26 protein-coding genes are annotated in these 25566 nt (G+C 58.5%); 9 read left to right on the forward strand and 17 right to left on the reverse strand.

Annotation, left to right across the window (positions count from 1 at the left end):
- Positions 1-92 precede the first annotated feature (92 nt).
- Positions 93-968, reverse strand: a complete 876-nt coding sequence (licT, locus tag CVE23_RS18120) for a BglG family transcription antiterminator LicT (RefSeq protein ID WP_038920122.1) — start codon at positions 966-968, stop codon at positions 93-95.
- Here licT and CVE23_RS22910 point away from each other — a divergent pair.
- The gene (locus tag CVE23_RS22910; RefSeq protein ID WP_167389535.1) at positions 873-1229 is read left to right on the forward strand and encodes a hypothetical protein; all 357 of its coding nucleotides are present in this window, start codon (positions 873-875) and stop codon (positions 1227-1229) included. The two genes, licT and CVE23_RS22910, sit on opposite strands and share 96 nt — an antisense overlap.
- 264 nt (positions 1230-1493) lie before the next feature.
- Here the strand turns inward: CVE23_RS22910 and lpxO are convergent, their stop codons facing one another.
- A complete protein-coding gene (lpxO, locus tag CVE23_RS18125) occupies positions 1494-2396 on the reverse strand; it encodes a lipid A hydroxylase LpxO (RefSeq protein ID WP_038920123.1) in 903 nt (300 codons plus the stop codon).
- A gap of 337 nt (positions 2397-2733) precedes the next feature.
- Here lpxO and galR point away from each other — a divergent pair, with 337 nt between their 5' ends.
- Positions 2734-3744 carry an HTH-type transcriptional regulator GalR gene (gene galR, locus CVE23_RS18130; protein ID WP_038921111.1) on the forward strand — a complete coding sequence of 337 codons (1011 nt, stop codon included), beginning with the start codon at positions 2734-2736 and terminating at the stop codon, positions 3742-3744.
- Between the two features lie 369 nt (positions 3745-4113).
- On the opposite strand, the gene CVE23_RS18135 is transcribed toward galR, so the two are convergent.
- The 5 genes from CVE23_RS18135 to CVE23_RS18155 all read right to left on the reverse strand — a co-directional run bounded on the left by CVE23_RS18135 (position 4114) and on the right by CVE23_RS18155 (position 8689).
- Entirely contained in the window at positions 4114-4587 is a 474-nt protein-coding gene (locus tag CVE23_RS18135; RefSeq protein ID WP_038920124.1) for a GNAT family N-acetyltransferase, read from the reverse strand.
- A gap of 3 nt (positions 4588-4590) precedes the next feature.
- Positions 4591-5358, reverse strand: coding sequence for an FCD domain-containing protein (locus CVE23_RS18140; RefSeq protein ID WP_038921112.1), 768 nt, complete (start codon positions 5356-5358; stop codon positions 4591-4593).
- Positions 5359-5539: 181 nt separating this feature from the next.
- Positions 5540-5857, reverse strand: a complete 318-nt coding sequence (locus CVE23_RS18145; RefSeq protein WP_038666046.1) for a PTS sugar transporter subunit IIB — start codon at positions 5855-5857, stop codon at positions 5540-5542.
- A 9-nt stretch (positions 5858-5866) separates the two neighbouring features.
- Positions 5867-7303 carry a glycoside hydrolase family 1 protein gene (locus tag CVE23_RS18150; RefSeq protein WP_100850078.1) on the reverse strand — a complete coding sequence of 479 codons (1437 nt, stop codon included), beginning with the start codon at positions 7301-7303 and terminating at the stop codon, positions 5867-5869.
- A gap of 45 nt (positions 7304-7348) precedes the next feature.
- The gene (locus tag CVE23_RS18155) at positions 7349-8689 is read right to left on the reverse strand and encodes a PTS sugar transporter subunit IIC (protein ID WP_049853833.1); all 1341 of its coding nucleotides are present in this window, start codon (positions 8687-8689) and stop codon (positions 7349-7351) included.
- A gap of 235 nt (positions 8690-8924) precedes the next feature.
- Here CVE23_RS18155 and CVE23_RS18160 point away from each other — a divergent pair, with 235 nt between their 5' ends.
- Both CVE23_RS18160 and CVE23_RS18165 read left to right on the forward strand, forming a co-directional pair.
- Positions 8925-9251: a PTS lactose/cellobiose transporter subunit IIA gene (locus tag CVE23_RS18160; protein WP_100850079.1), complete on the forward strand. Its 327-nt coding sequence runs from the start codon at positions 8925-8927 to the stop codon at positions 9249-9251.
- Between the two features lie 127 nt (positions 9252-9378).
- A complete protein-coding gene (locus tag CVE23_RS18165; RefSeq protein WP_100850080.1) occupies positions 9379-10389 on the forward strand; it encodes a LacI family DNA-binding transcriptional regulator in 1011 nt (336 codons plus the stop codon).
- 15 nt (positions 10390-10404) lie between these two features.
- Here CVE23_RS18165 and lysA read toward each other — a convergent pair whose 3' ends face one another.
- Positions 10405-11667, reverse strand: coding sequence for a diaminopimelate decarboxylase (lysA, locus tag CVE23_RS18170; RefSeq protein ID WP_100850081.1), 1263 nt, complete (start codon positions 11665-11667; stop codon positions 10405-10407).
- 124 nt (positions 11668-11791) lie between these two features.
- Here lysA and CVE23_RS18175 point away from each other — a divergent pair, with 124 nt between their 5' ends.
- The gene (locus tag CVE23_RS18175; RefSeq protein WP_100850082.1) at positions 11792-12727 is read left to right on the forward strand and encodes a LysR family transcriptional regulator; all 936 of its coding nucleotides are present in this window, start codon (positions 11792-11794) and stop codon (positions 12725-12727) included.
- 13 nt (positions 12728-12740) lie between these two features.
- On the opposite strand, the gene CVE23_RS18180 is transcribed toward CVE23_RS18175, so the two are convergent.
- Genes CVE23_RS18180 through CVE23_RS18200 form a run of 5 tightly spaced genes read right to left on the reverse strand, consistent with a single transcriptional unit; the run spans position 12741 to position 17307 of the window.
- Positions 12741-13733, reverse strand: coding sequence for an ABC transporter ATP-binding protein (locus CVE23_RS18180; protein WP_038920131.1), 993 nt, complete (start codon positions 13731-13733; stop codon positions 12741-12743).
- A gap of 33 nt (positions 13734-13766) precedes the next feature.
- Positions 13767-14549, reverse strand: coding sequence for an ABC transporter permease (locus CVE23_RS18185; RefSeq protein ID WP_049853831.1), 783 nt, complete (start codon positions 14547-14549; stop codon positions 13767-13769).
- Between the two features lie 20 nt (positions 14550-14569).
- Positions 14570-15412, reverse strand: a complete 843-nt coding sequence (locus CVE23_RS18190) for an ABC transporter permease (RefSeq protein ID WP_100850083.1) — start codon at positions 15410-15412, stop codon at positions 14570-14572.
- The gene (locus CVE23_RS18195) at positions 15409-16233 is read right to left on the reverse strand and encodes an alkaline phosphatase family protein (protein ID WP_038920133.1); all 825 of its coding nucleotides are present in this window, start codon (positions 16231-16233) and stop codon (positions 15409-15411) included. The genes CVE23_RS18190 and CVE23_RS18195 overlap by 4 nt, the downstream gene beginning before the upstream one ends.
- Positions 16234-16254: 21 nt before the next feature.
- Complete coding sequence (locus CVE23_RS18200) at positions 16255-17307, reverse strand: ABC transporter substrate-binding protein (RefSeq protein ID WP_042860964.1); 1053 nt, start codon at positions 17305-17307, stop codon at positions 16255-16257.
- Between the two features lie 251 nt (positions 17308-17558).
- Between CVE23_RS18200 and CVE23_RS18205 the strand changes: the two genes are divergently transcribed.
- Complete coding sequence (locus tag CVE23_RS18205) at positions 17559-18266, forward strand: UTRA domain-containing protein (protein ID WP_049853830.1); 708 nt, start codon at positions 17559-17561, stop codon at positions 18264-18266.
- 37 nt (positions 18267-18303) lie between these two features.
- Here the strand turns inward: CVE23_RS18205 and CVE23_RS18210 are convergent, their stop codons facing one another.
- Together CVE23_RS18210 and parS are read right to left on the reverse strand one after the other, a co-directional pair.
- Positions 18304-18762: an RES family NAD+ phosphorylase gene (locus tag CVE23_RS18210; protein ID WP_038666006.1), complete on the reverse strand. Its 459-nt coding sequence runs from the start codon at positions 18760-18762 to the stop codon at positions 18304-18306.
- On the reverse strand, positions 18762-19214 hold the full coding sequence (gene parS / locus CVE23_RS18215) for a type II RES/Xre toxin-antitoxin system antitoxin (protein ID WP_033569168.1): 453 nt from the start codon (positions 19212-19214) through the stop codon (positions 18762-18764). Before parS ends, CVE23_RS18210 begins: the two co-directional genes overlap by 1 nt.
- 145 nt (positions 19215-19359) lie before the next feature.
- On the opposite strand from parS, the gene dusA reads away from it, so the two are divergent.
- Together dusA and pspG are read left to right on the forward strand one after the other, a co-directional pair.
- Positions 19360-20376: a tRNA dihydrouridine(20/20a) synthase DusA gene (dusA, locus tag CVE23_RS18220; RefSeq protein WP_100850084.1), complete on the forward strand. Its 1017-nt coding sequence runs from the start codon at positions 19360-19362 to the stop codon at positions 20374-20376.
- Between the two features lie 175 nt (positions 20377-20551).
- Positions 20552-20827, forward strand: a complete 276-nt coding sequence (gene pspG, locus CVE23_RS18225; RefSeq protein ID WP_049853828.1) for an envelope stress response protein PspG — start codon at positions 20552-20554, stop codon at positions 20825-20827.
- A 414-nt stretch (positions 20828-21241) separates the two neighbouring features.
- On the opposite strand, the gene CVE23_RS18235 is transcribed toward pspG, so the two are convergent.
- Together CVE23_RS18235 and CVE23_RS18240 are read right to left on the reverse strand one after the other, a co-directional pair.
- Positions 21242-22648 (reverse strand): cytochrome P450, encoded by a 1407-nt coding sequence (locus CVE23_RS18235; protein ID WP_100850086.1) that lies wholly within the window; start codon positions 22646-22648, stop codon positions 21242-21244.
- A gap of 370 nt (positions 22649-23018) precedes the next feature.
- Positions 23019-24020, reverse strand: coding sequence for a quinone oxidoreductase (locus tag CVE23_RS18240; protein WP_100850087.1), 1002 nt, complete (start codon positions 24018-24020; stop codon positions 23019-23021).
- Positions 24021-24141: 121 nt separating this feature from the next.
- On the opposite strand from CVE23_RS18240, the gene dnaB reads away from it, so the two are divergent.
- On the forward strand, positions 24142-25545 hold the full coding sequence (dnaB, locus tag CVE23_RS18245) for a replicative DNA helicase (protein WP_038665989.1): 1404 nt from the start codon (positions 24142-24144) through the stop codon (positions 25543-25545).
- Positions 25546-25566: the final 21 nt, after the last annotated feature.

Raw genomic sequence — 25566 nt, forward strand, 5'->3', positions numbered from 1 at the left:
ACTTACTTATGTAAGCTCCCGGGGATTCATTCGGTTGCCGCGTTACAAGGCTCTTATGAGCCTTGCCCTAAAGGGCCAACGCGTTGCGTTGTTCAAAACGCAGAACGTTTTGTCCTGCAACTCGAATTATTTTGGGTAAGATAATGAATCATATTATCGATATGAATGGTTAGGTAGAGTTTCTCCGAATTGGTCATGGTGTGTTGGTAGTTTTTTTTGATAAAGGTATTGATGGCTTCCACACAGCCCAGCGTTTTTTGATAGCGTTGCTGAACCATGGTAAATAAATCGCCGTCGTCATTATCCAGCGAAGCGCCTTCCACCACCCGTTGAGAAAAAAACTTCAGGTGGGTAATGAAGCGGTAATAATTGCCGTTGTTTTCATCCAGCGGCACCTGAAAATAATATTTGACGATATTCTGCACCTGATAAATCAGCTGCGTAATCTGCTTCATATTACCGATATTGTCGCCAAGCTCGGCATTGACGATATGCAACGCAATACTGCATGCCTCATCTTCCGGCAGAGTGACGCCCAGCGTTTCCCGTATCAACGCGAGCGCTTGCTCCGCCACGGCATACTCTTGCTTGTAGAAGTGGCGCACTTCCCAATGCAGCGGGTTCTGAATCAGGGTGCCGTTGCGCTGGCACTGCAGGGCAAACGCGAGGTGGTCGGCCAGCGTGACGTAAATGCCTTCGCTCAGTTTCTGCTGTAGTTGCTTTTTCACCGTTTCGACAATGTCGCTGGTCAGTTGCAATATTTCCAGCGGGACTTCCTGCGCCAGGTCCTTAAAACGCGCGGAAATGACGTTATCCTGCAAACGGAATATTTTTTCCACCCGCGGCATTTCCACATCCTGCCCGGTTCGGGAATGAAAACCCAATCCGCAGCCGGTCAAGATAAGCTCCTGCCCCTGATTGTCGGTAACGCTGACTACATTATTATTCAGGACTTGAGTTATCTTCATCGCATTTCCCCTGAAAACAGAAACGGGCAAAACGTAAATACAGCAGACGGCGAAGTCATTCGACTTCATACGATTGCTGCACTTATGTTTTGCCCGCCGAACGGTAACAAGCCTTATGCAATGAGCAAAAACTATCACCCGCTATTTTTGGCGTCAATCGCGCCTCTGACAGGTGGCAGGATTTATTTTTTATTTGTGACAAGGGTATTATTTTCCCGCCTGTCGGAACGCAGGCAAAAAAAAACCTACGCATCCGCGTAGGTTGGTGCAATTTGAATGGTTCAATGTGGAGAACACATCGATTTGTCACCCATCAATACCTCTGGGACTTGTTACTCTAAAGAGAGTCATCCCGAATCACTAGCGCAGAATCGAAAGATAAACGTTCGAAGTGCAACCAACTGTAAAATTCTCGAGTGAGCTGTAATAAAGCCGTGAAAAACAACGGTTGTCATGCAATTCGGCCGACTTTACCGGCCGACGCCGACCAGAATTCAGCCGGCGGACGATCGCCGCTCGGGCTGGCTATAACGCCAGCCAGATCAGCGCCGCAATACCGCCGAACAACGTCCACTTCACCAGATAGTAAACCGGCTTGTTCCAGCTTTTCAGCCGTTTGCCCACTTTTCTGATCGCATAGACATAGCGGAAGATCCGGTTAATCCCGCCGGTGCGATCCGCGTCGGTATTAGGCGCAGCCGCCGCGCTCATCAGATTGCGCCCCACCCAGTGATTGATCGCCTGCGCCCAGCGATAGCGCATCGGCCGTTCGATATCGCAAAACAGGATCAGCCGATTCTGACCGCTGGTGTTTTCCGCATAATGAATATAGGTTTCGTCGAACAGCACGCCTTCGCCATCACGCCAGCTGTAGCGCTCGCCGTCGACCTCGATAAAACAGCGATCGTCATTGGGCGTCTTCAGCCCCAGATGGTAACGCAGCGAACCGGCGTACGGGTCGCGGTGGCGCGGCAAACGACTGCCATCCGGCAGGGTGGCGAACATCGCCGCCTTTACCGACGGCAGTGAACGCAGCAACGCCGTAGTATTGGGGCACATCACATCCGCGGACGGATGAGCATCCTCATACCATTTCAGGTAGAACCGTTTCCAGCCGGTCTTAAAGAACGAGTTGAAACCGGCGTCGTTATAGCGATCCGACGCTTTGATTTCCTGCATTGCCAGCAGCTTTTCCCCCTCTTCCCGGATCATCGGCCAGTTCTCCTGCAACACCGCCAGTTCGGGGAAATGGCCGGGCCTGAGATACGGCGTCACCGGGACGCGGGAAAACAAGTACATAAAGCCGTTGAGCGGCGCGGTAAAGGTCGAGTGATCCGACAGTTGGCGCCAGAACTTATAACGTACGCGACCACGAAAGTGGACATAGGCGACCGCCAGAATAAACACCATCAGAATGACATATTTCATGCAGTGACTTCCCTGAGAGCGATGAGCCCATCCTGCCCGCATGGGAAAGGCCGGCCTACTTTCCGGCGTCATTCCCGATACAGAGCATCAGCACCCGGCGCAGGATGACGGCTCGTTGAAGAAACACATTTATAACGCATGACAAACAACACATTCATAACCTATGGCAAACAACGCATTTACGTTTCACCAATATTGCTGCCGGGGAGAATATGACGACGCGCCGACAGCGAAAGTTGCGATCCCCGCCTCTTGCGGCTGCGGCTTAATTCCGTGACACTCTGGCAGTCACTTGATTCAGCGCACCATTTCACATCAGGAACAACAGGAAACCTCCATGGCCACCATTAAGGACGTCGCCAGGCTGGCTGGCGTGTCGGTCGCAACCGTGTCGCGCGTCATCAACGATTCGCCGAAAGCCAGCGCACAGGCGCGCAACGCCGTACTGCAGGCCATGCAGCAGTTGCAATACCATCCGAACGCCAACGCCCGCGCGCTGGCCCAGCAATCCACCGAAACGCTGGGGCTGGTGGTGTCCGACGTATCCGATCCCTTTTTCGGCACGATGGTCAAAGCGGTGGAGCAGGAGGCTTATCGCACCGGCAACTTCCTGCTGATAGGCAATGGCTACCACGTGGCGCACAAGGAGCGTCAGGCGATCGAACAGCTGATTCGCCACCGCTGCGCGGCGCTGGTGGTCCACGCTAAAATGCTGCCGGATGAGGAACTCACGCAACTGATGGAACAGATTCCGGGCATGGTGCTGATCAATCGCATCCTGCCGGGGTATGAAGCGCGCTGCGTGGCGCTGGATAACCGCTACGGCGCCTGGCTGGCGACCCGACACCTGATCCTGCAAGGGCATCGTCAGATCGGCATCCTGTGTTCCAACCACGCCATCTCCGACGCCGATGACCGTCTGGCCGGCTACCGGGACGCGCTGGCCGAGCACGCGATTCCGCTGGATGAGCAGTTGATCGCCTACGGCGAACCGGACGAAAGCGGCGGCGAAGCCGCGATGATCACGCTGCTGGAACGCGGCCGCCCGCTGACCGCGCTGAGCTGCTACAACGACCCGATGGCCGCCGGCGCGCTGGCGGTGCTGAGCGATAACGGCATTGAGGTGCCGCGGGATATGTCGCTGATCGGCTTCGATGATGTGCTGCTGTCGCGTTACCTGCGCCCGCGCCTTACCACTATCCGCTACCCGATTACCGCAATGGCGACGCAGGCGGCGCAGATTGCGCTGGCGCTGGCCAACGACACACCGCTGCCCAACGCCATCAACCTGTTCCACCCGACGCTGATCCGCCGTCATTCCGTCGCCAGTTTGAATAATGGGCACTAATGGTGCGTCAAGGCTGTTAACAAACAGCCACGTTGTCTCACTAATAATGGATTTATATCTGGTTGGTGAATGGTTTCGTGCGGGATAACCGGTGTCGTTTCCTTGTTGCTTCATCGCACGCACGACAAGGAGAGGTGCAAGCGCCACCTCTCCTTGACCACTGGCTAAGGGCTAAACCGTGCCGCTAACGCGGTGCCTTCGGCATTCGTCTTCGCTGTTCGGACCGCCCGTGACGTGCTCCCGACACGGCACGGGCTTGCGCGGCTTCCCTGCCGCGCATCCGGCGAAGCCGCCTGCCTCAGCACGGTTTTTGACGCCGGAAAACCCATCATATAAGCCGTCATTGGTTAGACTTGCCAACGAAATAGATTACCTTAACGCGCGGTGATACAACCGCACCATTTTGTCGGGGTACTCCGGCGCGTCGCCGAGATAGCGCCAGCCGTGGCGTTCGTAGTAACCGCTGAAATCGGCGTAGAGATAGAGATCGTCAAAGCCGCGCTCGCGGCTGAATTCCACCACAAAGCGCTGTAGCTCGGCGCCCAGCCCGCGATCGCGGTAGCGCTCGTCCACATAAAGCGCCGCCAGCCAGGGCGTCAGATCCTGCCGGCTGATCAGATCGCAACGCCACAGCCCGACGGTGCCCACCAGTCGCTCGCCTTCCAGCGCCACAAACGTCAGCGGCAACGCCCGTTTGTCCATGCTGTGATGCACGACGCTGGCAAAAAAGTCCCGACTCAGCCCGTCGCCAAACGCCTGCCACAGCCAGTCGACGACCTGGGTTTCAAAATGCGGGTAATCCGCCAGATAGCCAATCGTTGGCTGAGATTCCATCGTCGTCATGCGTCAGACCAGTTTTCCCTGAAAGATCGGTACCGAGTCGAACAGGTAGCCGTCAAATTCCGGCGCTTCGGCGTCGGAAATCTCCATCAGCGTGGTTTTGACGTTTTCCAGATGCTGCCACATCGCCTGATAAGAACCGCTGACGTCCCGACGGCGCAGCGCCGCCAGTATCGTCTGGTGGTCCGCCAGCCATTTCAGCCGGTAGCCGTGGTTGCCGACATGGCTGTAAAGCTGCTGCCAGATGGGGCTTTCGTCCCGGCAGGACCAGATATTGCTGACCGTTTCCAGCAACATCTGGTTTTGGGTGGCGCCCGCCACCTGCAGATGAAAGATTTTGTCGAAATCGCTGCGGTAATCGTTGGCGGCGATGGCCGCCTGCTCCTGCTCCAGCGTATGCCGCAGGGTGTCGATGTCATTACGGGTCGCCATGCGGGCGGCAAAGGCGGCGATATTGCTTTCCAGCAACTGACGCGCCTGCAGCATTTCAAACGCGCCGATGCGGTTTTGCGCATTGGGAGACGGCTCTTCCGCCGACGGCACGCGCAGCACGTACACGCCCGACCCCTGGCGGATATCCACCGTGCCTTCCAGCTCCAGCATCAGCAACGCTTCACGCACGATGGTACGGCTGACGCCGTAAGTTTCCGCGATATTCCGCTCCGGCGGAAGACGCGACCCGACCGGGTACTCCCCCTGCTGGATTTTCTCCCTCAGGTCACACCCTATCTCCTGGTATTGCTTTCTTTCTTGTAGAACCACAACCTTCGCCACAATGCCACCCTGAACGGCCGAGAATTGAACACCGCTGCCGCCCCGACGCGGGGCCGGATACCAGGCTGCGCGCCCCTGAATCATCGCCTCGCCGGCACGGCGCGCGCATTCGTCAGGGGCTACAGCCTAAACGCGGACCGGGGTCTGCACCACCGGTCCGCGCTTTACAGCAATCAGGGGCTCAGTTTACCAAACTCAGCGCCTGATCGAGTACCTTTGCGCCGTTCAGGGTGCCGTAGGCCACCGAGTCGATCACCGCAATCGGAATCTGGTACTCGTCGGTCAGTTTCTTGTTTTCCGCCAGCTTGAAGCGCACCTGCGGCCCAAGCAGCACCGCAATGATATCGTCGCCGTAGGTTTGCAGTTCATCCCGCAGGTTCTGTTCGGGAATGGCGTAAATCTGGTATTCCATGCCGCGCGCCGTCGCTTCTTTTTCCATTTTGGTCACCACCAGCGACGTGGACATGCCTGCCGAGCAGGCCAGTACGATCCGTTTCATCTTTCCCCCTTATTTATCTTCATCGTCCAGTTCGAACGCCAGCACGCCGCTGTCCCGCACCTGACGGAACCAGCCTGCCGATTTCTTCGGCCGCCGCTGCCGGTCGTGCTCCAGATCGATTTCAATCAGGCCGTAACGGTTCTTGAACGCGTTCATCGGCGAGACGTTGTCGGTAAACGCCCACAGCATGTAGCCCAGACAGTTGGCCCCGTCTTCGCGCGCCTTCAGCGTCCAGTAAAGGTGCTCGGCGATGAACGCGATGCGGTAATCATCCTGCACCACGCCGCGGCTGTCTTTGAACTGCCCTTCGTTTTCAATCCCCATGCCGTTTTCCGACACGAACCAGGGCACGTTGCCGTAGTCGTCTTTCAGGCGCATCGCCATGTCGTAAATAATGCGGGGGTTGATTTCCCAGCCGCGGGACTTATTCATGCGGCGGCCGGGCAGCTCGAAATGCTCGTAGTAGTAGGCCGGGTGGAACGGCGTGCTGCTGTTCCACGCCCGACTGGGCGCTTTGACCCGGTGCGGGTAGTAGAGGTTGATCCCCACCTCATCCACGGTATTGGCGCGGATGATCGCCAGCTCTTCTTCGTTGTAATCCCATTTGACCTGATGTTTTTCCAGCAGCGTCAATAACTCCGCCGGGTACTCGCCTTTCAGCGCCGGATCCAGAAATACCCGGTTGTAGAACAGATCATACAGGCGCGCCGCTTCCACATCGTGCGCGGCGCTGGAGCGGGGATAGGTCACTTCCGGATTGAGGATCACCCCGATGCTGCCGCCCTGCCGGTGATAGCCTTTGTCGCGGAACAGTTGCACCACTTTGGCGGTCGCCAGATTCTTGTGGTGGTTCCACTGCATCCAGACGCCGGTGTCCTGCTGGTAGGGATAGCGCGCCGCGTCCAGATAGACGCGAGTCTGCACCACGACAGGCTCGTTGAAGGTGAACCAGCGTTTAACCTTGCCGGCATAGCGGGCGAACACCGCGTCGGCGTACTGTACAAACCACTCCACCACCTGTTTGGACGACCAGCCCTGATATTTCTCGAACAGCACCGCCGGCAGTTCATAGTGCTCCAGACACAGCATCGGTTCGATGCCCTGCCGATGCATTTCGTCGATCAGGTTGTCGATGTAGGCGGCGTATTCTTCATCCACCACACCGTTCTCGTAGTCCAGCATAAAGCGCGACCAGTTGATGGAGGTGCGGAAATGGGTCAGCCCGGTTTGCTTCATCAGCGCCACATCTTCGCGGTAGCGGTTGTAGAAGTCGGTAGCCACCGCCGGGCCGTAGCCGTTGTGCCACACCTGACGGTCGCGCTTGTACCACAAGTCCAGATAGGAATCCTGCCCGGCTTTCTTACCCGACCATCCCTCTGTCTGCCAGGCGGACGCCGCCGCCCCCAGAATGAAGCCCTCGGGAAGGGTCATTGATACCTTGCTCATGCCTGTCTCCCTTTCATTTTTCGATTCGCTTCGTGTTTCGATTCGCTAGTTTTTCGCTGCACTGACCTGTCCGGCTTCCGCTTCACGCTGCGCCTGCTCGGCGCGACGGGACGCCACTTTGACGAACGGCAGGTAAATCAGGGTGGCGACGATGATGCAGACAATCTGCGTCGCTACCGCGCCCATAGAACCGGCGGTGGACAGCCAGGCGTTGATGATGGGCGGCGTGGTCCAGGGCACCATCACCACCGCTTTACCGGCAAAGCCCATGCTGGTGGCGAAGTAACCGATGGTGCCGGTCACCAGCGGCGTGATGATGAACGGAATAGCCAGAATCGGGTTGAGCATGATCGGCATGCCGAAGATCACCGGCTCGTTGATGTTGAACACGCACGGCCCGAAAGAGATTTTGGCGATCTCTTTCATCTCCCGGCGTTTGGAGGCGATCATCACCGCCAGCAGCAGACCGATGGTCAGGCCGGACCCGCCGATGCTCATGTACACGTCCCAGAACGGCATGGTGATGATGTTCGGCACCTCATGGCCTTGCTCGAACGCGGTCATGTTCACCGCGATGGCCCCCAGCAGCAGCGGTTCGCGGATCGGCTTGATCATCTGGTTGCCGTGAATACCGATCACCCAGAACAGCTGCGCGACGAACATCAGGATCAACAGCCCCGGCAGGCTCTGCACCACCGACTCCAGCGGCTGCTGCACCACCATATAGATGGCGTCATACAGGTACATGCCGGTCACTTTCTGGAAGGTAAAACCGAAGGTCGCCACCAGCGTCACGGTGATGATCGCCGGGATCAACGCCGAAAACGACGCCGACACATTCGGCGGCACGCTGTCCGGCATCTTGATGCGCAACCGGTCCACCGACTCCAGCTTCGAATAGATTTCGACTGATAGAATGGCGATAAACATGCCGAGGAACAGGCTCTTGGTGTCGGAAAACTGGCGCGCCAGCACGTCTTTCACCGGCAAAGTCTGTCCGTTGATCACCATATCGATGGTGGTGGGAGTGATGGAAATGAAGCAGATCACCGCCAGCAAGCCGGGGAACAGCCCGCGGGAGCCGTTGATGCGCCCCAGCTCGATGCCGATCAGAAACACGGCGCCGATGGTGAGAAAGTTCAGCGTGGCATAGTTAATGCCGCTCATGATCGGCTTGAGCGGCGCCAGAAATGAGAACATGGCGAAACTCGCCAGTCCGTTCCTGGGGTCAAGCACCATATTGGAAATCAGCACGGAGAAAGCGCCCACGATGATCACCGGCATCAGCGTGATGAACGAGGCTTTGATCGCCATGATGTATCTCAGGCTGTTGAACTGGTTGGCGAACGATCCCAATGAATCGATGGCCTGATCCTTGAATGACATAACTCCACCTCTTTGATTTACCTGCATTTTCAGGGGTTGTTGTTATCAGGGGCTATCGCCCCCGTAGTGGCCGTTACGCGCGGAAGAATGGACGGCAGGTTCAGCGCTTTCGCGTTTGGCATGCCAAAAAATAAAACAAATGAATAATTTTTCTGTGACATTGTTCTCACAAGCCAATATTGGAATTCCAATAACATGGCAAACATCAAATTTGGCATACCAAGAGGACAATGCGATGGAATTCGATATGGAACAGACCGTGATGGAGTTACTGATCAACGCCGGAGAAGCCCGTTCCAGCGCCATGATGGCGATTCAGGCCGCCCGCGGGCAGGACTGGACGCAGGCCGACGCACAGTTGCAGGCCTCGAAGGAAGCGGCGAAAGCGGCCCACCTTATCCAGACCCGGCTGATCGGGCTGGATGAAGGCGAAGGCAAGGTGCCGGTCAATCTGATCATGGTGCACGCGCAGGATCATCTGATGACCGCCATGTTATGCCACGATCTGGCCGAAGAGCTGGTGCTGCTGCGCAAAGAACTGTTTGAGCGCCCGTCGGCCTGACGACGCCGCGCCGGCAGAGAGATATTCTGCGCCTGCCCCACTGACGCTGTGCCAGTGTGCTAGTATGTGACAAAGATTGATAACAACTCTGTGACAGACTTCGGTAAAAACAGGGAAGGTGCAAACCATGATGACCATGCTTGATGTGGCAAGGCATGCCGGCGTATCCAAAGCAACGGTATCACGGGTGCTGAACGGTACGGGTCAGGTGAAGCAAAGCACGCGCGATGCCGTGTTCAAAGCGATGGAAGAATTGGGCTATCGCCCCAACTTTCTGGCGCGATCGCTGGCGCAACGTAGCTCAAACAGCCTTGGGCTGGTGGTATCCAATTTCGACGGCCCCTATTTCGGCCGTTTGCTGCGCCGGGCGGCGGAACGCACCGAAACCAGCGGCAAGCACCTGATCGTTACCGACGGCCACGACACGCCGGAAGACGAACAACAGGCGGTGCAACTGCTGACCGATCGCCGCTGCGACGCCATTGTGCTCTATACCCGCCACATGTCCGACGCGGCGCTGATGGCGCTGCTGGAGCAATCCACGGTGCCGATCGTGGTCATCAACCGCCACCTGCCGATGGCGCCTGACCGCTGCGTCTGGTTCGAACAACAGCAGGCGGTGTTTCAGTTGATCGATTATCTGGTGCAGCAAGGGCACCGCGAAATTGCCTGCATCACCGGACCGATCAACACCCCGGCCGCACGCGCGCGTCTGGCGGGTTACCGACAGGCGCTGGACCATCATCACATCCCCTATGACCCGTTGCGGGTCATCAACGGCGACAATCTGGTGCCCGGCGGTTATCAGGCCGTGCGCGAACTGCTGGCGCATGACGCCGGTTTTTCCGCGATCTTCGCCAGCAACGACGATATGTGCATCGGCGCGATGAAAGCGCTGCTCGAAGCCGGTAAACGGCTGCCGCAAGACGTGTCGCTATTTGGTTTTGACGATATCCCCAGCGCCCCTTACCTGAACCCGGCGCTGTCCACGGTGTATTTACCGATTGAAGAGATGATCAGCGCCGCTATTTCCCAGGCGCTGAAATTGTGCGAGGGCGAATCGGTCAAACCGATCGCCCCGTTTACCGGCGAGTTGAAACTGCGCGCTTCAGTAGCGAAGGGGCCGCACGCGCGCTGAATCAGCGCAGCGTGGTTACACCCGCTCCAGCGCCAGCAGCTCGTCCAGCGTCTGGCGACGGCGAATCAATCGCGGCTGGCCCTGTTCAAACAGCACTTCGGCAATCAGCGGACGGCTGTTGTAGTTGGAAGACATCGACGCGCCGTAAGCCCCGGTGTCATGGAACACCAGATAATCGCCCACCTGCGCCGGCGGCAGCGCCAGCGTTTCCACCCCGCCGCCCGCCTGCTGGGTAAACACATCGCCGGATTCGCACAGCGGGCCGGCCACCACGGTGTCGCGCAGCGCGGACTGACTCAGGTCGCGCCCGTCGCCCGGCAGCAGGGTGATGTGATGATAACTGCCGTACATCGCCGGGCGCATCAGGTCGCTGAACCCGGCGTCCACCAGCACAAAGTGACGGCTGCCCATGTCTTTTACCGCGCGCACCTGCGCCACCAGCACGCCGGACTCCGCCACCAGAAACCGCCCCGGTTCGATTTCCAACGTGACCGGATGTTCCAGATGAGCGGCGATCTGCTCCCGCGCCCGGTTCCACAGCCCATAATAGTGTTGAGTATCAATGCGCTCGCCGCCATGACGATAGGGAATCGACAACCCGCCGCCGGCGGAAATGGCGTCCAGATCCTGCCCGACCGCCAGCACCTGCTGCACCATCGCGTCGCACACCTGCTCCAGATGCCCGTAATCAACGCCGGAGCCGATATGCATGTGAATGCCCACCAGCTTCAGGCGGTAACGGCCCAGCGCCTCCAGCGCCTGCGGCAAATCGGCATACCAGATACCGTGTTTGCTGTTTTCGCCGCCGGTGTTGGTCTTCTGGCTGTGGCCGTGACCGAACCCCGGATTGATCCGCAGCCACACCGGGTGACCCGGCGAGCGCTCGCCCAATTGATGCAGCATGTCGATAGAACCGGCGTTCACCGGAATGTTCAGCTCGTGCACCCGTTGCAGCGTCGCTTCATCCAGCACATCGGCGGTAAACACGATCTCATGCGCGTCGGTGCCCGGCTCGAACCCGGCCGCCAGCGCGCGTTCGATTTCGCCCAGCGACACGGAATCCACCTTCACGCCCTGCTGGCGCATCAGCTTCAGAATATGGAGGTTGGAGCAGGCTTTCTGCGCAAAACGAATCGTGTCGAACTGGCGCAACTGACCGATGCGCTCAATGATGGTCTCGGCGTCGTAGGCCCACAGCGGGCAGCCAAAGCGTTCCGGCAGCGCACGCAGGTTCTGGGCGTTCAGCGCGTGAGAAAAGTCATTCAGGTCATGTGGCATGGATATCGTACCGTGGCGTTATCAGATGCCGAAATTGTGCTGGCCTGCAACCTATAATACAAATATCCTTTTTCGCAGACTCTATTCATTTCTGATATGGGAAACCCGAACAAAAGAGGGACAGATGGCTGATATTTCCCTGCGCCACATCGAGATCTTTCACGCGGTCATGACCACCGGCAACCTGACGGAAGCCGCGGTGCTGCTCAATACCTCGCAGCCGACGGTCAGCCGCGAGCTGGCGCGCTTCGAACATCTGGTGCAGATGCCGCTGTTTGAGCGCCTGCGCGGGCGGTTGCACCCTACCGCCCAAGCGTTGCAGCTGTTCGACGAAGTGCAGCACTCCTATTACGGGCTGGATCGCATCATCAACGCCGCGCGCGATATCCGGCAGTTCCGGCAGGCGCCGTTATCGGTGGCCTGTCTGCCGGTGTTCTCCCAGTCGTTGCTGCCCGAGGTATGTCAGCCGCTGCTGGCGCGCTATCCGGCGCTCAACCTGCACGTCATCCCGCAGGAATCGCCGTTGCTGGAAGAGTGGCTGTCGGCGCAGCGCCACGATCTGGGGCTGACGGAAAACCTGAATACGCCTGCCGGAACGGAACGACAGACGCTGATGGAGCTGAATGAAGTTTGCGTGTTGCCCATCGGCCACCCGCTGGCGCGCAAAGCGGTGCTGACGCCGGAGGATTTCCGCGACCAGCCGTTCGTCAGCCTGTCCAGTACCGACAGTTACCGGCAGTTGCTGGACCAGCAGTTTGAGCAGGCGAACGTGACGCGGCGGCTGGTGCTGGACACCCACAGCGCCGCCTCGGTGTGCGCGATGGTGCGCGCCGGGGTCGGGTTGTCGATCGTCAATCCGCTGACGGCGGTGGATTACGCCAGCAGCGGCGCGGTGGCGGTGCGCCGTTTCAGCATCGAGGTGCCGTTTACCGTCAGCCTGATTCGCCCGCTGCACCGCCCGGCCTCATCACTGGTGGAGCAATTCACCGAACAGCTGATCGCCTTCGCCGAAGGCTTTCCCGCCCGGTTGCAGCACTGGCTGGCGCACGACCCGGTTTAAAGCAAATCCCCCTTTACGCCACCTCACGCAGCGCGCTGAGATCGATCTGCACCCCGACCCGGCTGCCGGCCGGGTGTAAATCGGCCACCGAGCGGTTGAGCACATCTACCGACAGCTCCACCTCGCTGATGCGCACCCGATAGCGCACCACGTTGCCCAGCAGGCTGTGACCGACGATCTCTCCGGCCAGCCCTTGTTCCGGCGCGCACAGCAGCACCGACTCCGGGCGCAGCGCCACCTGGCTGGAAAAACGTCCGCCGGTCAGGCGCATCGCCTGTTCGGCGCTCAGCAGGTTGTAGCTGCCGATAAACCCGGCGGCGAACAGGCTGGCCGGCTGGGTGTAGAGCGATTCGGCGTCGCCGTTCTGCACGATTTCGCCCTTGTTCATCAGCACGATACGGTCGGATAACGTCAGCGCCTCTTCCTGATCGTGGGTGACGAAAATGGCGGTCAGGTTCAGCTCCTGCTGGATACGGCGGATCTGCTCGCGCAGATGGCGACGAATACGCGCATCCAGCGCCGACAACGGTTCGTCCAGCAGCAGCAGACGCGGGCGGGTCACCAGCGAGCGCGCCAGCGCCACGCGCTGACACTGGCCACCGGACAACTGATGCGGATAGCGGCGGGCGTAGTCGCCCAATTCCACCAGGGCGAGCACTTCCGCCACCCGCGCGCGAATCTCGCCGGCCGGCAGTTTCTGCATCTTCAGGCCAAAAGCCACATTGCCTTCGACGGTCATATTGGGAAACAGCGCGTAGTTCTGGAACACCATGCCGATATCGCGCTTTTGCGGCGACAGCGGCACGATGTCGCGTCCCTGCAGCAGAATCTGGCCGCTGTCCACCGACGTCAGCCCGGCCAGACAGCGCAACAACGTCGACTTGCCGCAGCCGCTCGGCCCCAGCAGGGTGACGAACTCGCCTTCATCGGCCGAAAATTGGATATCCTGAAACACTCTGGTCGGCCCGTAGTGTTTATTCAGATTGATGACGTCAAGGTAGGCCATGTTCAGCGTGTCCCTTTTTACTCATTGCTTGATTCATTGATTGCGGTTAAGCGCATTCGCCAGCCAGGTCACCAGCAGCACCACCAGAAAATAGGAGATCACCAGCGCGCTGGTGAAATGCCCGCTGTCGTTGCGTTTGTTGTAGAGGTACACCTGCAGGGTTTCGTAGTTGGTGCCCGCCAGCAGATTGGCGAACACGAACTCGCCGATCAGGAACGAAAACGACAGCAGGACGGCAATCATCACCCCTTTACGCAGGTTGGGCAGCACCACCCACAGCGCCGCCTGCCAGGTGCTGGCGCCGAGCAGGTGCGCCGCGTCCAGCAATTCCTGCAAATTGATGGCCTGCATGTTGTTGGCGATGGCGCGATAAATAAACGGCAGCGCGATGGTGAAATAGCAGCCGATCAGAATCCAGGGGGTGCCGGTCAGCGCCAGCGGCTCGGCGGAGTAAAGCTGCAGCAGCCCCACCGACGACACCACCGGCGGCACCGCGAACGGCAGCAAAATCAGCACGTTCATCACCCCGTCCAGCTTCGGAAACGCCCAGGCGATCACGAACATCGCCGGCAACACCAACAGCAACGAAAACAGCAATGCGCCGAAACAGATCAGCAGCGAGTGACCCAACGCCACCAGAAAACGGCCGTCGCTCCACAGTTCGGTAAACCATTTCAGGGTCAATCCCTGCGGCAGGATGGTCGCGCCCCACTCGGTGGCGAGCGCGTAAACCAGCGTGGAGAGCAGCGGCAACATCAGAATCAGTAATATCAGCCAGACCACCAGCAGGTGATAACGGCGTTCAGCGTGGGACATCGCGACCTCCGACGACAGAATTAGCGGGCAGCATGGAGGTAACTCCGGCGTAGCAGCGATTGGTGGGCGACGGTAATCAGCGCCATCAGCAGCACCAGCAGCATGGACAGCGCGCTGCCCAGATTCGGGTCCAGCGAGATATCGCCGGAGACCAGCGCCGCGATGCGGATCGGCACCACGTTGAAATTGCCGGTGGTGAGCGCGTAAATCGTGGCGTACGCCCCCAGCGCATTCGCCAGCAGAATGACGAAGGTGCCGAGCAACGCCGGCGTCAGCACCGGAATGCCGATGTGCAGCCAGTAACGCCAGCGGCTGGCGCCCAGCAGCGCCGCCGACTCCTGCCATTCGCTGCGCAGCCCGTCGAAGGCCGGATAGAGCAGCAGGATGCCGAGCGGAATCTGGAAATAGGTATAAATCAGGATCAGCCCGTCGCGGGAATAGAGATTAAAGCCGTCGATCAGTCCGTTTTGCTTGAGCAACAGGGTGATAAAACCGTTCAGCCCCAGCATGATCACGAAGGCGAACGCCAGCGGCACGCCGGCAAAGTTGCTGGTCATATTGGCGAACGACATCACCAAGCGCCTGATTCGCCCTTCCCCCAGCTGTTGCAGCGAATAGCCGCCGACCAGCGCGATGAACAGGCCGTACAAACTCGACCAGAACGAGATATCCAGCGAAAAGCGCATCGCCTGCAAATAGAACGGCGACGTCAGCAGGTCACGGTAGTTCGCCAGCCCCCAGGCGCTTTCCATGTCGCTGTAAAAACTGTTGATCGCCATCCACACCAACGGGGCTATCTGAAACGCGATAAACACCGCAAAAAACGGCAGCAGAACCAGCGCCGCCAGCCATCGACTCCTCACGCTCGCCCCTCCGCGGTGCCTTTTATCAGTAAATTGCGGCTCACAGGCTTGTCATGCGCCACGCCAAGCAGCTGGCACACCGTACCGCACAGCTCGGTTTGTTGCGGCGCGGCATCCGGTTGCAGCGAGAAACCGTCGCCGAACACATACAGCGGCACCTGACGCTCTTCCGGCAAAATACCGCCGTGACTGCGGTCGTCATTCATGCCGTGATCGGCGGTCACCAGCACCTGATACCCCTCCTCCAGCCAGCGCGGCATCCAGTGCGACAGGTAGCCGTCCGCCATGCGCGCCTTGTTGCGGTACTGCGGGGTCGACAGGCCGTAGCGGTGCCCGGCGTCATCGATGTTCATCGGGTGAATCAGCAGAAAGTCCGGCTGGTAACGCAGGCGCAGACTTTCCGCGTCTTCAAACAGATGGGAGTCGGGATAGCTGTCGTCATGGTAGAAGTGGCCGTACTGGATCGGCAGCGACGGCTCGACGGTATGACGATCGCGCGCCGCGTCAAACGGCGTGCGATTGTACAGCTCGCTGACCCAGTGATACGCCGCCGCCGCGGTAGTCAGGCCGGCGTCGCGGGCGTAATGGAAAATGCCGCGCTCGCGGCTCAGCCGGTCGACGCCGTTGTGGATAATGCCGCTCTGCACCGGCGTCACGCCGGTGAGAATGCACTCATACAACGGGCGCGACAGCGACGGCAGCTCACACTCCAGCTGGTAGAGGCAACCGCGCCCGGCGGCGCACTCCGCCTGCAGGTAGCCCATTGCCTCGCGTCCGACCTGAAAGCTCAGCCCGTCCAGTATCACCAGAATCGTTTTCATCCCGTGCTCCCGCCTGCGCCGTTACTGCTTCATGTTGATAATGACGTTTTCCTGCCACAGACGCGGCAGCGCTTTCACCGTCTTGTCCCAGGCTTCGGCGTCGGCGATCGGATGCGCGTTTTTATACTGTTCCTGCGGCAGCAGTTTGGCTTTCACGTCATCCGGCAGGGTAATGTGCTGGGCGCGGATCGGGCGAGCGTAGCCGCGCGCCAGGTTGATCTGACCGGCGTCGGAGAAGATGTACTCGCGCGCCAGTTTGGCGGCGTTCGGGTGTTTGGCGTATTTGTTGATGATGGTGGTGTAGCCGGAGATCACCGAACCGTCAGACGGGATCAATACCTCGAAGCGATCCTTGTTGATCTTGTCGCGGTAGTTCAGGCCGTTGAAGTCCCACACCACGCCCACCTGCACTTCGCCTTTCTCGATATTGGCGATAGCCGGGTTGGTCAGACCGAGGCGGCCTTCTTTCGCCAGTTTGGCAAAGAAATCCAGCGCCGGTTTCAGGTTCTTCTCGTTGCCGCCCAGCGCGAAACTGGCCGCCAGCACGCCGCTGGAGGCCTGGGACGCGGTGCCGACGTCGCCGATGGTCACCACGTATTTGCCTTTTTGCAGATCCGCCCAGCTATGCGGAATGTCTTTTACCTGCTGTTTATCGACGATAAACGCAATGGTGCCGGTATAGGCCATCGCCCAGTGGCCGTCTTTGTCTTTCGCCCAGTCCGGCACCTGTTCCCAGGTGGTCGGCTTGTACGGCTGGCTCACGCCTTTCTGCACCGCTACAGGGCCGAAGGCCACGCCCACGTCGCCGATATCCGCGCTGGCGTTCTCTTTCTCGGCGGCGAACTTGGCGATCTCCTGCGCGGAAGACATGTCGGTATCGCTGTGTTTCAGGCCATATTTGGCGCTCAAATCGTCCCAGGTATCTTTCCAGTTGGCCCAGCTGTCCGGCATGCCGACGCTGTTAACTTCGCCCTCGGCGCGGGCGGCTTTTTCCAGCGCCGCCAGATCCTGCGCCATGACCGCGGTCGAAAATAACGCGCTGCTGATTAATACAGAAGACAACAATTTTTTCATCATTATGCTCCATAGGAAGGGGAGTGATACTCTGCTGGTCTAGTCCAGCAATAAGTACGCCAATTCAGCACACGGCGATGAAGTTTTCATGTCGGCAGCATGACGAAAAGGTTTCAGCGCCGGTCTGCAAGCGCCTGCAGGCGGCTTCTAACGCCCGTCGGCTTGGGATTTGCATCATCCCGACAGACATGCAACCTGATAGTCAACAATCCCTGCTATGGTGCAGGCTGCACAACATCAAGGCTCTAACGATGATGAAAATACAACCAACCGCCGTCGCCCAGATTGCCGATGCGCTGCACGAACGGATTCGCCGGGGCGAGTTCGCCCACGGGCGGCTGCCGTCCGAACGGGCGCTCAGCGAGCAGTTTTCCACTACCCGCATTACCCTGCGTGAAGCGCTCACCCTGCTGGAGTCGCAGGGCATCATCTATCGCGAACTGCGGCGCGGTTGGTTCATCTCACCGCCGCGGCTTAGCTATAATCCGCTGCACAGAAGTCACTTTCATGAAATGGCGGAAAAACAGGGGCGTAAAGCCGCCACCGAGGTGCTGGATGCCGGTGTCATCACGGCGAATGCGGCGATCGCCCGTCATCTGGAGCTGGAGGAAGGCGCGGATATCTACCGTATCCGCCGTTTGCGGCGCCTCGACGGGCGCGCGGTGCTGTATGTGGAACACTACCTGAACCCGGCCTGGTTCCCGGATCTGCTGAAGAGCGACCTGACGCGCTCGCTCACCCAGCTTTACCAGTCGCAATACGACATTCGTTACGGCCGGGTGCGTTTCACCATGCTGCCGACGCCGCTGCCGCCGGTGGCCGCCCCGGCGTTAAAACTCGCGCCCGGCAGCCCGGCGCTGTTCATCACCCGCATCAACCGCGATCAGCACGACCGCATCATCGACTGCGACTGCGAGTACTGGCGCTATGACGCGTTGTATATTGATGTGGAAGCGTGACCCGTAGGCCACGCAGGGGACAGGAAGACCGCCGGAACTACAACAGGCGGGAATCGAAATAGAACGGCACCACCTGCAGCGTGGATAACACCTGCTGCGCCTCTGGGTGTTCAGGGTTGAACAGCGCGTTCCATTCGCCGGTCAGCGTGCTCGGCACTTTCAGCACCAGACTGACGCGCGACGCCAGCCACTCATCGCCGATCTGCCGGGTGGCGTCCGGCGGCGGATCCTGTTGCCAGTCAGCGGGCAAGGCATCCCGGCTTAATTCCATCACCAGCGTATCGGGCACCTCCACCGATAGCAGCGAAAACGCCGGCAGCATGGTCACTTCCCTCAGATGTACCAGCGTCTCCAGCAGGCACAGCGCGATGGTACCGCCCAGATAGACGCAGGGAACGCCCTTGTTGTTCCAGCGCCCGCCGTACAGTTTCGCGCCCGCGCCATCAAACGCCTGTGACACATATGTCTGCTTTACCAGGCGGTAAAACGTCGCCATCAGCTGATGACGCCGTGGCCGATGCGACCAATCAGATCCAGCACCGCTTCGGTGCCGGCCGGGGTTTTCAACATGGCGGCCGGCGGTTGCCCACCCAGCGCCTTAGCTGGCTGATTCAGCCAGTCAACGGCTTTGACGTAATCATGATCGAACAGCCGGGCGGCGGCATCCAGCACCCGGACGCTGGCGTAAATTCTGGCGCCCTGCTCCACCGACCAGGTTTTCTCCGGATGTTTCAACCGGCGGTGGTAGGTGCTGCGATCGACGCCGACCAGCCGCAGCAAATAACCTTCATCCAGCTGCGCCTTATTGGCGGCTTCGCGGATGATGCTGACCGGTAAGCCTTCGCTGATCTGTTCATGCGCCCGCACCAGCGAAGAAGAGAGGGACAGAGCGGCTAAGATCCCCTCGTGCTCAAGTACACGTACGGTCGGCGTAAACAGCGCTGTCATAATTCCCTCCTGATTCGTTGCAGTTGCAACATCAGTTTATTGCAACTGCACGGGAAACGCAAAATCCGCCGCCGACCTCCCAAAGACCGGCAAATCACGCTACTATAACGCCCCTTTATTTTCAGCCAGACAGTGAGTTCGTATCGTGACAAGTCCAGCCCCAACCGCTTTCGCCACCGACCAGCCCCAGACCTTCTGGCACGGCCGCTTTAGCGTGGCCCCGATGTTGGACTGGACTGACCGTCATTGCCGCTACTTTCACCGGCTGCTGAGTCACAACGCGCTGTTGTACACCGAGATGGTGACCACCGGGGCGATTTTGCACGGCAAGGGCGACTATCTGGCCTACAGCGAGGAAGAGCATCCGCTGGCGTTGCAGCTCGGCGGCAGCGACCCGGCGGCGCTGGCGCAATGCGCGGCGCTGGCGGAACAGCGCGGCTATGACGAAGTCAACCTCAACGTCGGCTGCCCGTCCGACCGCGTGCAAAACGGCCGTTTCGGCGCCTGCCTGATGGCGGAAGCGCAACTGGTGGCGGACTGCGTGAAAGCGATGCGCGAACGCGTCGACATTCCGGTGACGGTCAAAACCCGCATCGGTATCGACGATCAGGACAGCTACGAATTTCTGTGCGATTTCATCCGTACCGTTTCCGAGCAGGGCGGCTGCGATACCTTCATCGTACACGCCCGCAAAGCCTGGCTGTCCGGCCTTAGCCCGAAAGAAAACCGCGAGATCCCGCCGCTGGATTACCCGCGCGTCTACCAGCTCAAGCGCGATTTCCCGTCGCTGACGCTGGCGATTAACGGCGGCGTCAAAACGCTGGCCGAGGCGCAGCAGCACCTGCAACACGTGGATGGCGTGATGGTGGGCCGCGAAGCCTATCAAAACCCCGGTATGCTGGCGCAGGTCGACAGTGAACTGTTTGGCGCAGGCTCGATTGCGCCGGATCAGGCCGACGTGGTGCGGGCGATGTACCCGTATATCGAGCGCGAACTCTCCGGCGGCGCATCGTTAGGCCACATTACCCGCCATATGCTCGGGCTGTTTCAGGGCGTGCCCGGCGCGCGCCAGTGGCGGCGTTACCTGAGTGAAAATGCCCATAAGCCCGGTGCGGATGCCGCCGTGGTGGAACGCGCGCTGGCGCTGGTTAACATCGCCTGAAAAAAACCAATTATTGGTATTTTTGACCAACCTTCTATCCCCACCCTTCTGCCTGTCGCTGATAAATCAATAACTTATCAGCGACGCATTCTGGCACGGTTCTTGTAATACCGCTCTTGTCATGAACGATGTTTTCCCCTGCGCAAGACGCGGTTTAACGGCTAAGGAGCACACCATGTTGGAAATTTTCTTCGTTATCGGCTTTTTTATCATGCTGCTGGTCACCGGCGTGTCGCTGCTGGGGGTAATGGCGGCGCTGGTTGTCGCCTCTCTGGTTATGCTGATTGGCGGGCTGTTCGCCGTGGCGATAAAAGTACTGCCGTGGCTGCTGTTGGCGGTCGTCGTAGTATGGCTGTGGCGGCGGTTTCAGGATCGACCGGTATCCACTGTGCACCGCTACGCGTACCGTAAAAAATATACCTTTCGTCATCGCCGGGGCGGTGAGTGGTAATACCTGAAAAGTAACACAATCTGCATAACGGATGGAAATGACGGGCTATACCGCGCCTGATGCAAAATTGTGCGCCAGCAGATATTTTTTCCTTATCGTGGCTGCTAGGATGTCGCTCACTATCTGGCTCGCCCTTTTCATTAAGGTGCGAGCTGACCCTTTAATTCATCATCGTCAGGAAATAATAGCCGCCCAGCGGTACCTTCGTGACGAGCACCACACTGTACCCTACATGCAGTGGATGAAATTAGCGTAATGGCAACAGCCGTCCTGTGGAATAATGCCGACTCGTCGAGGGTCGGTATTATTACCCGGTTCTATCGCACGCAGCGCAGAAAAATCCCCCATGTCATGACTTTTCCACCACCCGCAGAGCCATCAAAAACACAGCCCATATTGCAATAAGCTGCAATATCAAACCTCATGTTGGGCGGTATCGGGTTGAGGTCGCTTATGTAACCTCACGCGAAAACCGGTCGGGGTCATGGTGAAGGCAAAACTCTCCATCACGTCAGACGCGGGTTGTTGCGCTTCAACACGAAATCCGCTGCACAGCGCATGAAATCCCTGTTTGATTTCAATTAACGCCAGCGATCGTCCGGGGCACATGCGCGGCCCCCCGCCAAATGGCTGCAGATCGGAAAAAGACGCCTGTCCGCGCTCAAGCCACCGCTCAGGCATGAAATCACCGGGCTGATGGAATAAAGCCTCTTCAAATCCGCTCGCGTTCAGCATCAGTAAAAGGGGCGTTCCCTTTTTGATAAGGAAATCAGCAATGACGGTATCTTTGATCGGCTCCAGGTAAAGCAGCGGCGCCACCGGTTTAAGCCGCATCGACTCATACATCACGGCGGTGAGCAACGGCATGCGAGGCAAAGGCCACGGAAGTCCCGTCCCCACCTCCTCAGTCGCCTGATGGCACTCTCTAACGACCTGCGCCTCCACCGAAGGTGAAGAGCAAAGCAGAAAACTCATCCAGGCAAGCGTATTCGCGGTCGTATCCTCTCCCGCCAGCAGTAGCGTAAACGCATTAGCCAGAATGTCCGCGTCCGTCATCGTCCCGTCTTTCTGCTGTTCTGCGATCATGATTTGCAGCATATTTTCAGGAGCATCCATGAGCTGGGGAGACTGTTCGATTCGTTCCCGCTGACGACAAATAAATTCGTTAAGCTGGTCGTGAATCAGCTTCAGGCTGGCATCAAACTGCTTATCCCGCGCCATCTTGATATAGCGCCATAACGGAATGGGAGAACCACAGCGTTCATTAATCACCGGGAACAGGCGACGTAAACTTTCCGATAGCGGATTCTCGCCCTGCTCAAGGATATTGATATCCTCGCCAAAGGCTAATAACGACGTGATATCCACCGTATAGCGCTTAAATTCATCCACCAGAGAAACCACTTCCCCGGTTTCAGCCAATTTGGCGAAACGTTCTGATAAACGCACGGTGACTTTCCTGAGACTGGGGTAGAAATGTTTCAGATGCGCAGGCTGAAACATCGGTTCCGTCAGTTTCCGCTGATGCATCCATCGTGCGCCTTCCGCGGAGAAAACGCCATTCAACCCGGCTTCCTGAAAAACGGATTCAATACTGCTTCTACGCCGAAAATCGTCAGGGCGGGCTTTCATTATGGTACGAATCCATTCTGAATCGGCGATCACCATCGCCGGCGTGAATCCCAGTCTTAGCCGGTAAAAAAGGCCATAGCGCTCTTTCCAGTGCAGCATCTGCAAATGGATGTCAGGTCGTTTTAAATACTCAACATGTCCGAGAATGCTTCTGGCCGGAGGCGCCGGCAGTTGCCTGATTGATCTCATACTCAATGTCCTTCCTGCTCAGGTGATAAGTGACCTGCGAAAAAGCGACTATCGTGATCCCGAAGAGATAAGGAGAGAAGGAATGGCAAATAACGACGCTAAAAACGAGATATGAGACGCTAAAAAGACAGCACGCAAAAGACTACGGAACAGTGCGTTCGCCCGGTTTTCCGGGGCATGGTTGACGTTATAAAGAATCCGCAATGGGTCACATCGTACCGGCCGACAGGTTAAAAAATAAACATTCCTCTGTGGCTTTTTTGTTAATAAGTAATACACCGGCAAGGGGAAGCGAGAAGGTGTGGCGGGTGCGCCTTTCCCTGTGTTTTAGCACGGGGAAAGGCGCCTGTTCCGACCGTTCTCAGGTTACTTAACCATGAGAGACGGAACCGGGAATCAACAGGCATGACCCCTGAGTACTGCGGCTTTCCAGCGCGCGGTGAGCGGACCGGGCGTCTTCCAGCGCGAACTTCTGGCTGTCCGGCACGTCCACCTTGATGGCGCCGCTGGCGATCAGCGTGAACAGTTCACGGCTGGCCTGCTCCAGTTCCTGACGATTGGTGATGTAGCTGAACAGCGACGGCCGGGTAACGTACAGCGACCCTTTCTGGTTAAGAATGCCGAGATTCACCCCGGTGACCGGGCCGGACGCGTTGCCGAAACTGACCATCAGCCCGCGACGCTTCAGGCAGTTGAGCGAGGCTTCCCAGGTGTCTTTACCCACCGAGTCATACACGACCGAGACTTTTTCTTCATGGGTCAGTTCCAGCACCCGATGAACGATATCTTCCTTGCGGTAGTTAATGGTAGCCCAGGCGCCGGCCTGTTTTGCCAGTTCCGCCTTGTGGTCGGAACCGACGGTGCCGATCAGTTTCGCCCCCAGCGCCTTCGCCCACTGGCAGGCAATCAATCCAACGCCGCCGGCGGCCGCGTGAAACAGAAATACTTCACCCGGTTTCACGTCATAGGTCTGGCGCAGCAGGTAATACACCGTCAACCCTTTCAGGAATGAGGCCGCCGCCTGCTCAAAGCTGATGTCATCCGGCAGCAGCGCTACCTTGTCCGCCGGAACATTATGCCGTTCGCTGTAAGCGCCCAGCGCCGACTGGGCGTACACCACGCGGTCGCCCACCTTGAGATGTTTTACATTAGCCCCGGCTTTTACCACCACGCCGGCCGCTTCGGTGCCCAGACCGGAGGGAAACGACGGCGGCGAATACAGCCCGGAACGAAAATAGGTATCGATAAAGTTAATGCCGATGGCGCGGTTTTCCACCTGAACGTCGTTAAGACCCGGCTCGCGCGGCGTGTAATCCACATACTCCAGCACCCCCGGCCCGCCGTGGTCGCTGAACTGAATACGTTTTGCCATGATGATCTCCTCGCTCTATCGTGTGTGCCCGGTGATGTCATCGGACATATGTCATTCCTGAGTTTAGGATATACAATGCTCCCACCCCTAAAGGTAAATCAACCAGTAAAGAACGCGTTTCATGGCAGAAAAAAAACCAACTAAACCGGCAGAATCCCGCGACCGTCAGGTAGAAGGGCTAAAACTCCCGCCCCATTCCATCGAAGCGGAACAGTCGGTGCTAGGGGGGTTGATGCTCGACAACGAGCGTTGGGACAACGTCGCCGAGCGCGTCTCCGCCAACGACTTTTTCAACCGCGCCCACCGGCTGATCTTTAACGAGATGCAGCGCCTGCTGGAAATGAGCAAGCCCATTGACCTGATTACCCTGTCGGAGTCGCTGGAGCAAAAAGGCGAGCTGGAGTCCGCCGGTGGTTTCGCCTACCTGGCGGAACTGGCGAAAAACACCCCCAGCGCCGCCAATATCGGCGCGTATGCCGACATCGTGCGCGAACGTGCGGTAGTGCGTGAAATGATCGCCGTCGCCAACGAAATCGCCGACGCCGGTTACGACCCGCAAGGCCGCAGCAGCGAAGACCTGCTGGATCTGGCCGAATCCCGCGTGTTTCAGATCGCGGAAAACCGCGCCAGCAAGGATGAAGGGCCGAAAAGCATCGACCGCATTCTGGAAGACACCGTCTCGCGCATCGAACAGCTTTACCAGCGCCCGCACGACGGCGTGACCGGCGTTTCCAGCGGCTATCAGGATCTGGACAAGAAAACCGCCGGCCTGCAAAAGTCGGACCTGATCATCGTGGCGGCGCGCCCCTCAATGGGGAAAACCACCTTCGCCATGAACCTGTGCGAAAACGCCGCCATGACGCAGGAAAAGCCGGTGCTGATCTTTAGTCTGGAAATGCCCGGCGAGCAGATCATGATGCGTATGCTGGCGTCGCTGTCGCGCGTGGACCAGACCCGTATCCGTACCGGCCAGCTCGACGACGAGGACTGGGCGCGCATCTCCAGCACCATGGGGCTGCTGCTGGAAAAGCGCAACATGTACATCGACGACTCCTCCGGCCTGACGCCGACCGAAGTGCGTTCCCGCGCCCGCCGGGTATTCCGCGAGCACGACGGCCTGAGCCTGATCATGATCGACTACCTGCAGTTGATGCGGGTGCCGTCGCTGTCCGATAACCGAACGCTGGAAATCGCCGAAATTTCCCGATCGCTCAAAGCGTTGGCAAAAGAATTGCAAGTGCCGGTCATCGCGCTGTCGCAGCTCAACCGTAGTCTGGAACAGCGCGCCGATAAACGTCCGGTCAACTCCGACCTGCGTGAATCCGGCTCCATCGAACAGGACGCCGACCTGATCATGTTTATCTACCGTGACGAGGTGTATCACGAAAACAGCGATCTGAAAGGCATCGCTGAAATCATTATAGGGAAGCAGCGTAACGGGCCGATCGGCTCCGTTCGCCTGACCTTTAACGGGCAGTGGTCGCGTTTCGATAATTACGCCGGGCCACAGTATGACGATGAATAACCACATGACGATGAATAACCG

This window comes from Dickeya fangzhongdai, from assembly GCF_002812485.1.
Classification (GTDB): domain Bacteria; phylum Pseudomonadota; class Gammaproteobacteria; order Enterobacterales; family Enterobacteriaceae; genus Dickeya; species Dickeya fangzhongdai.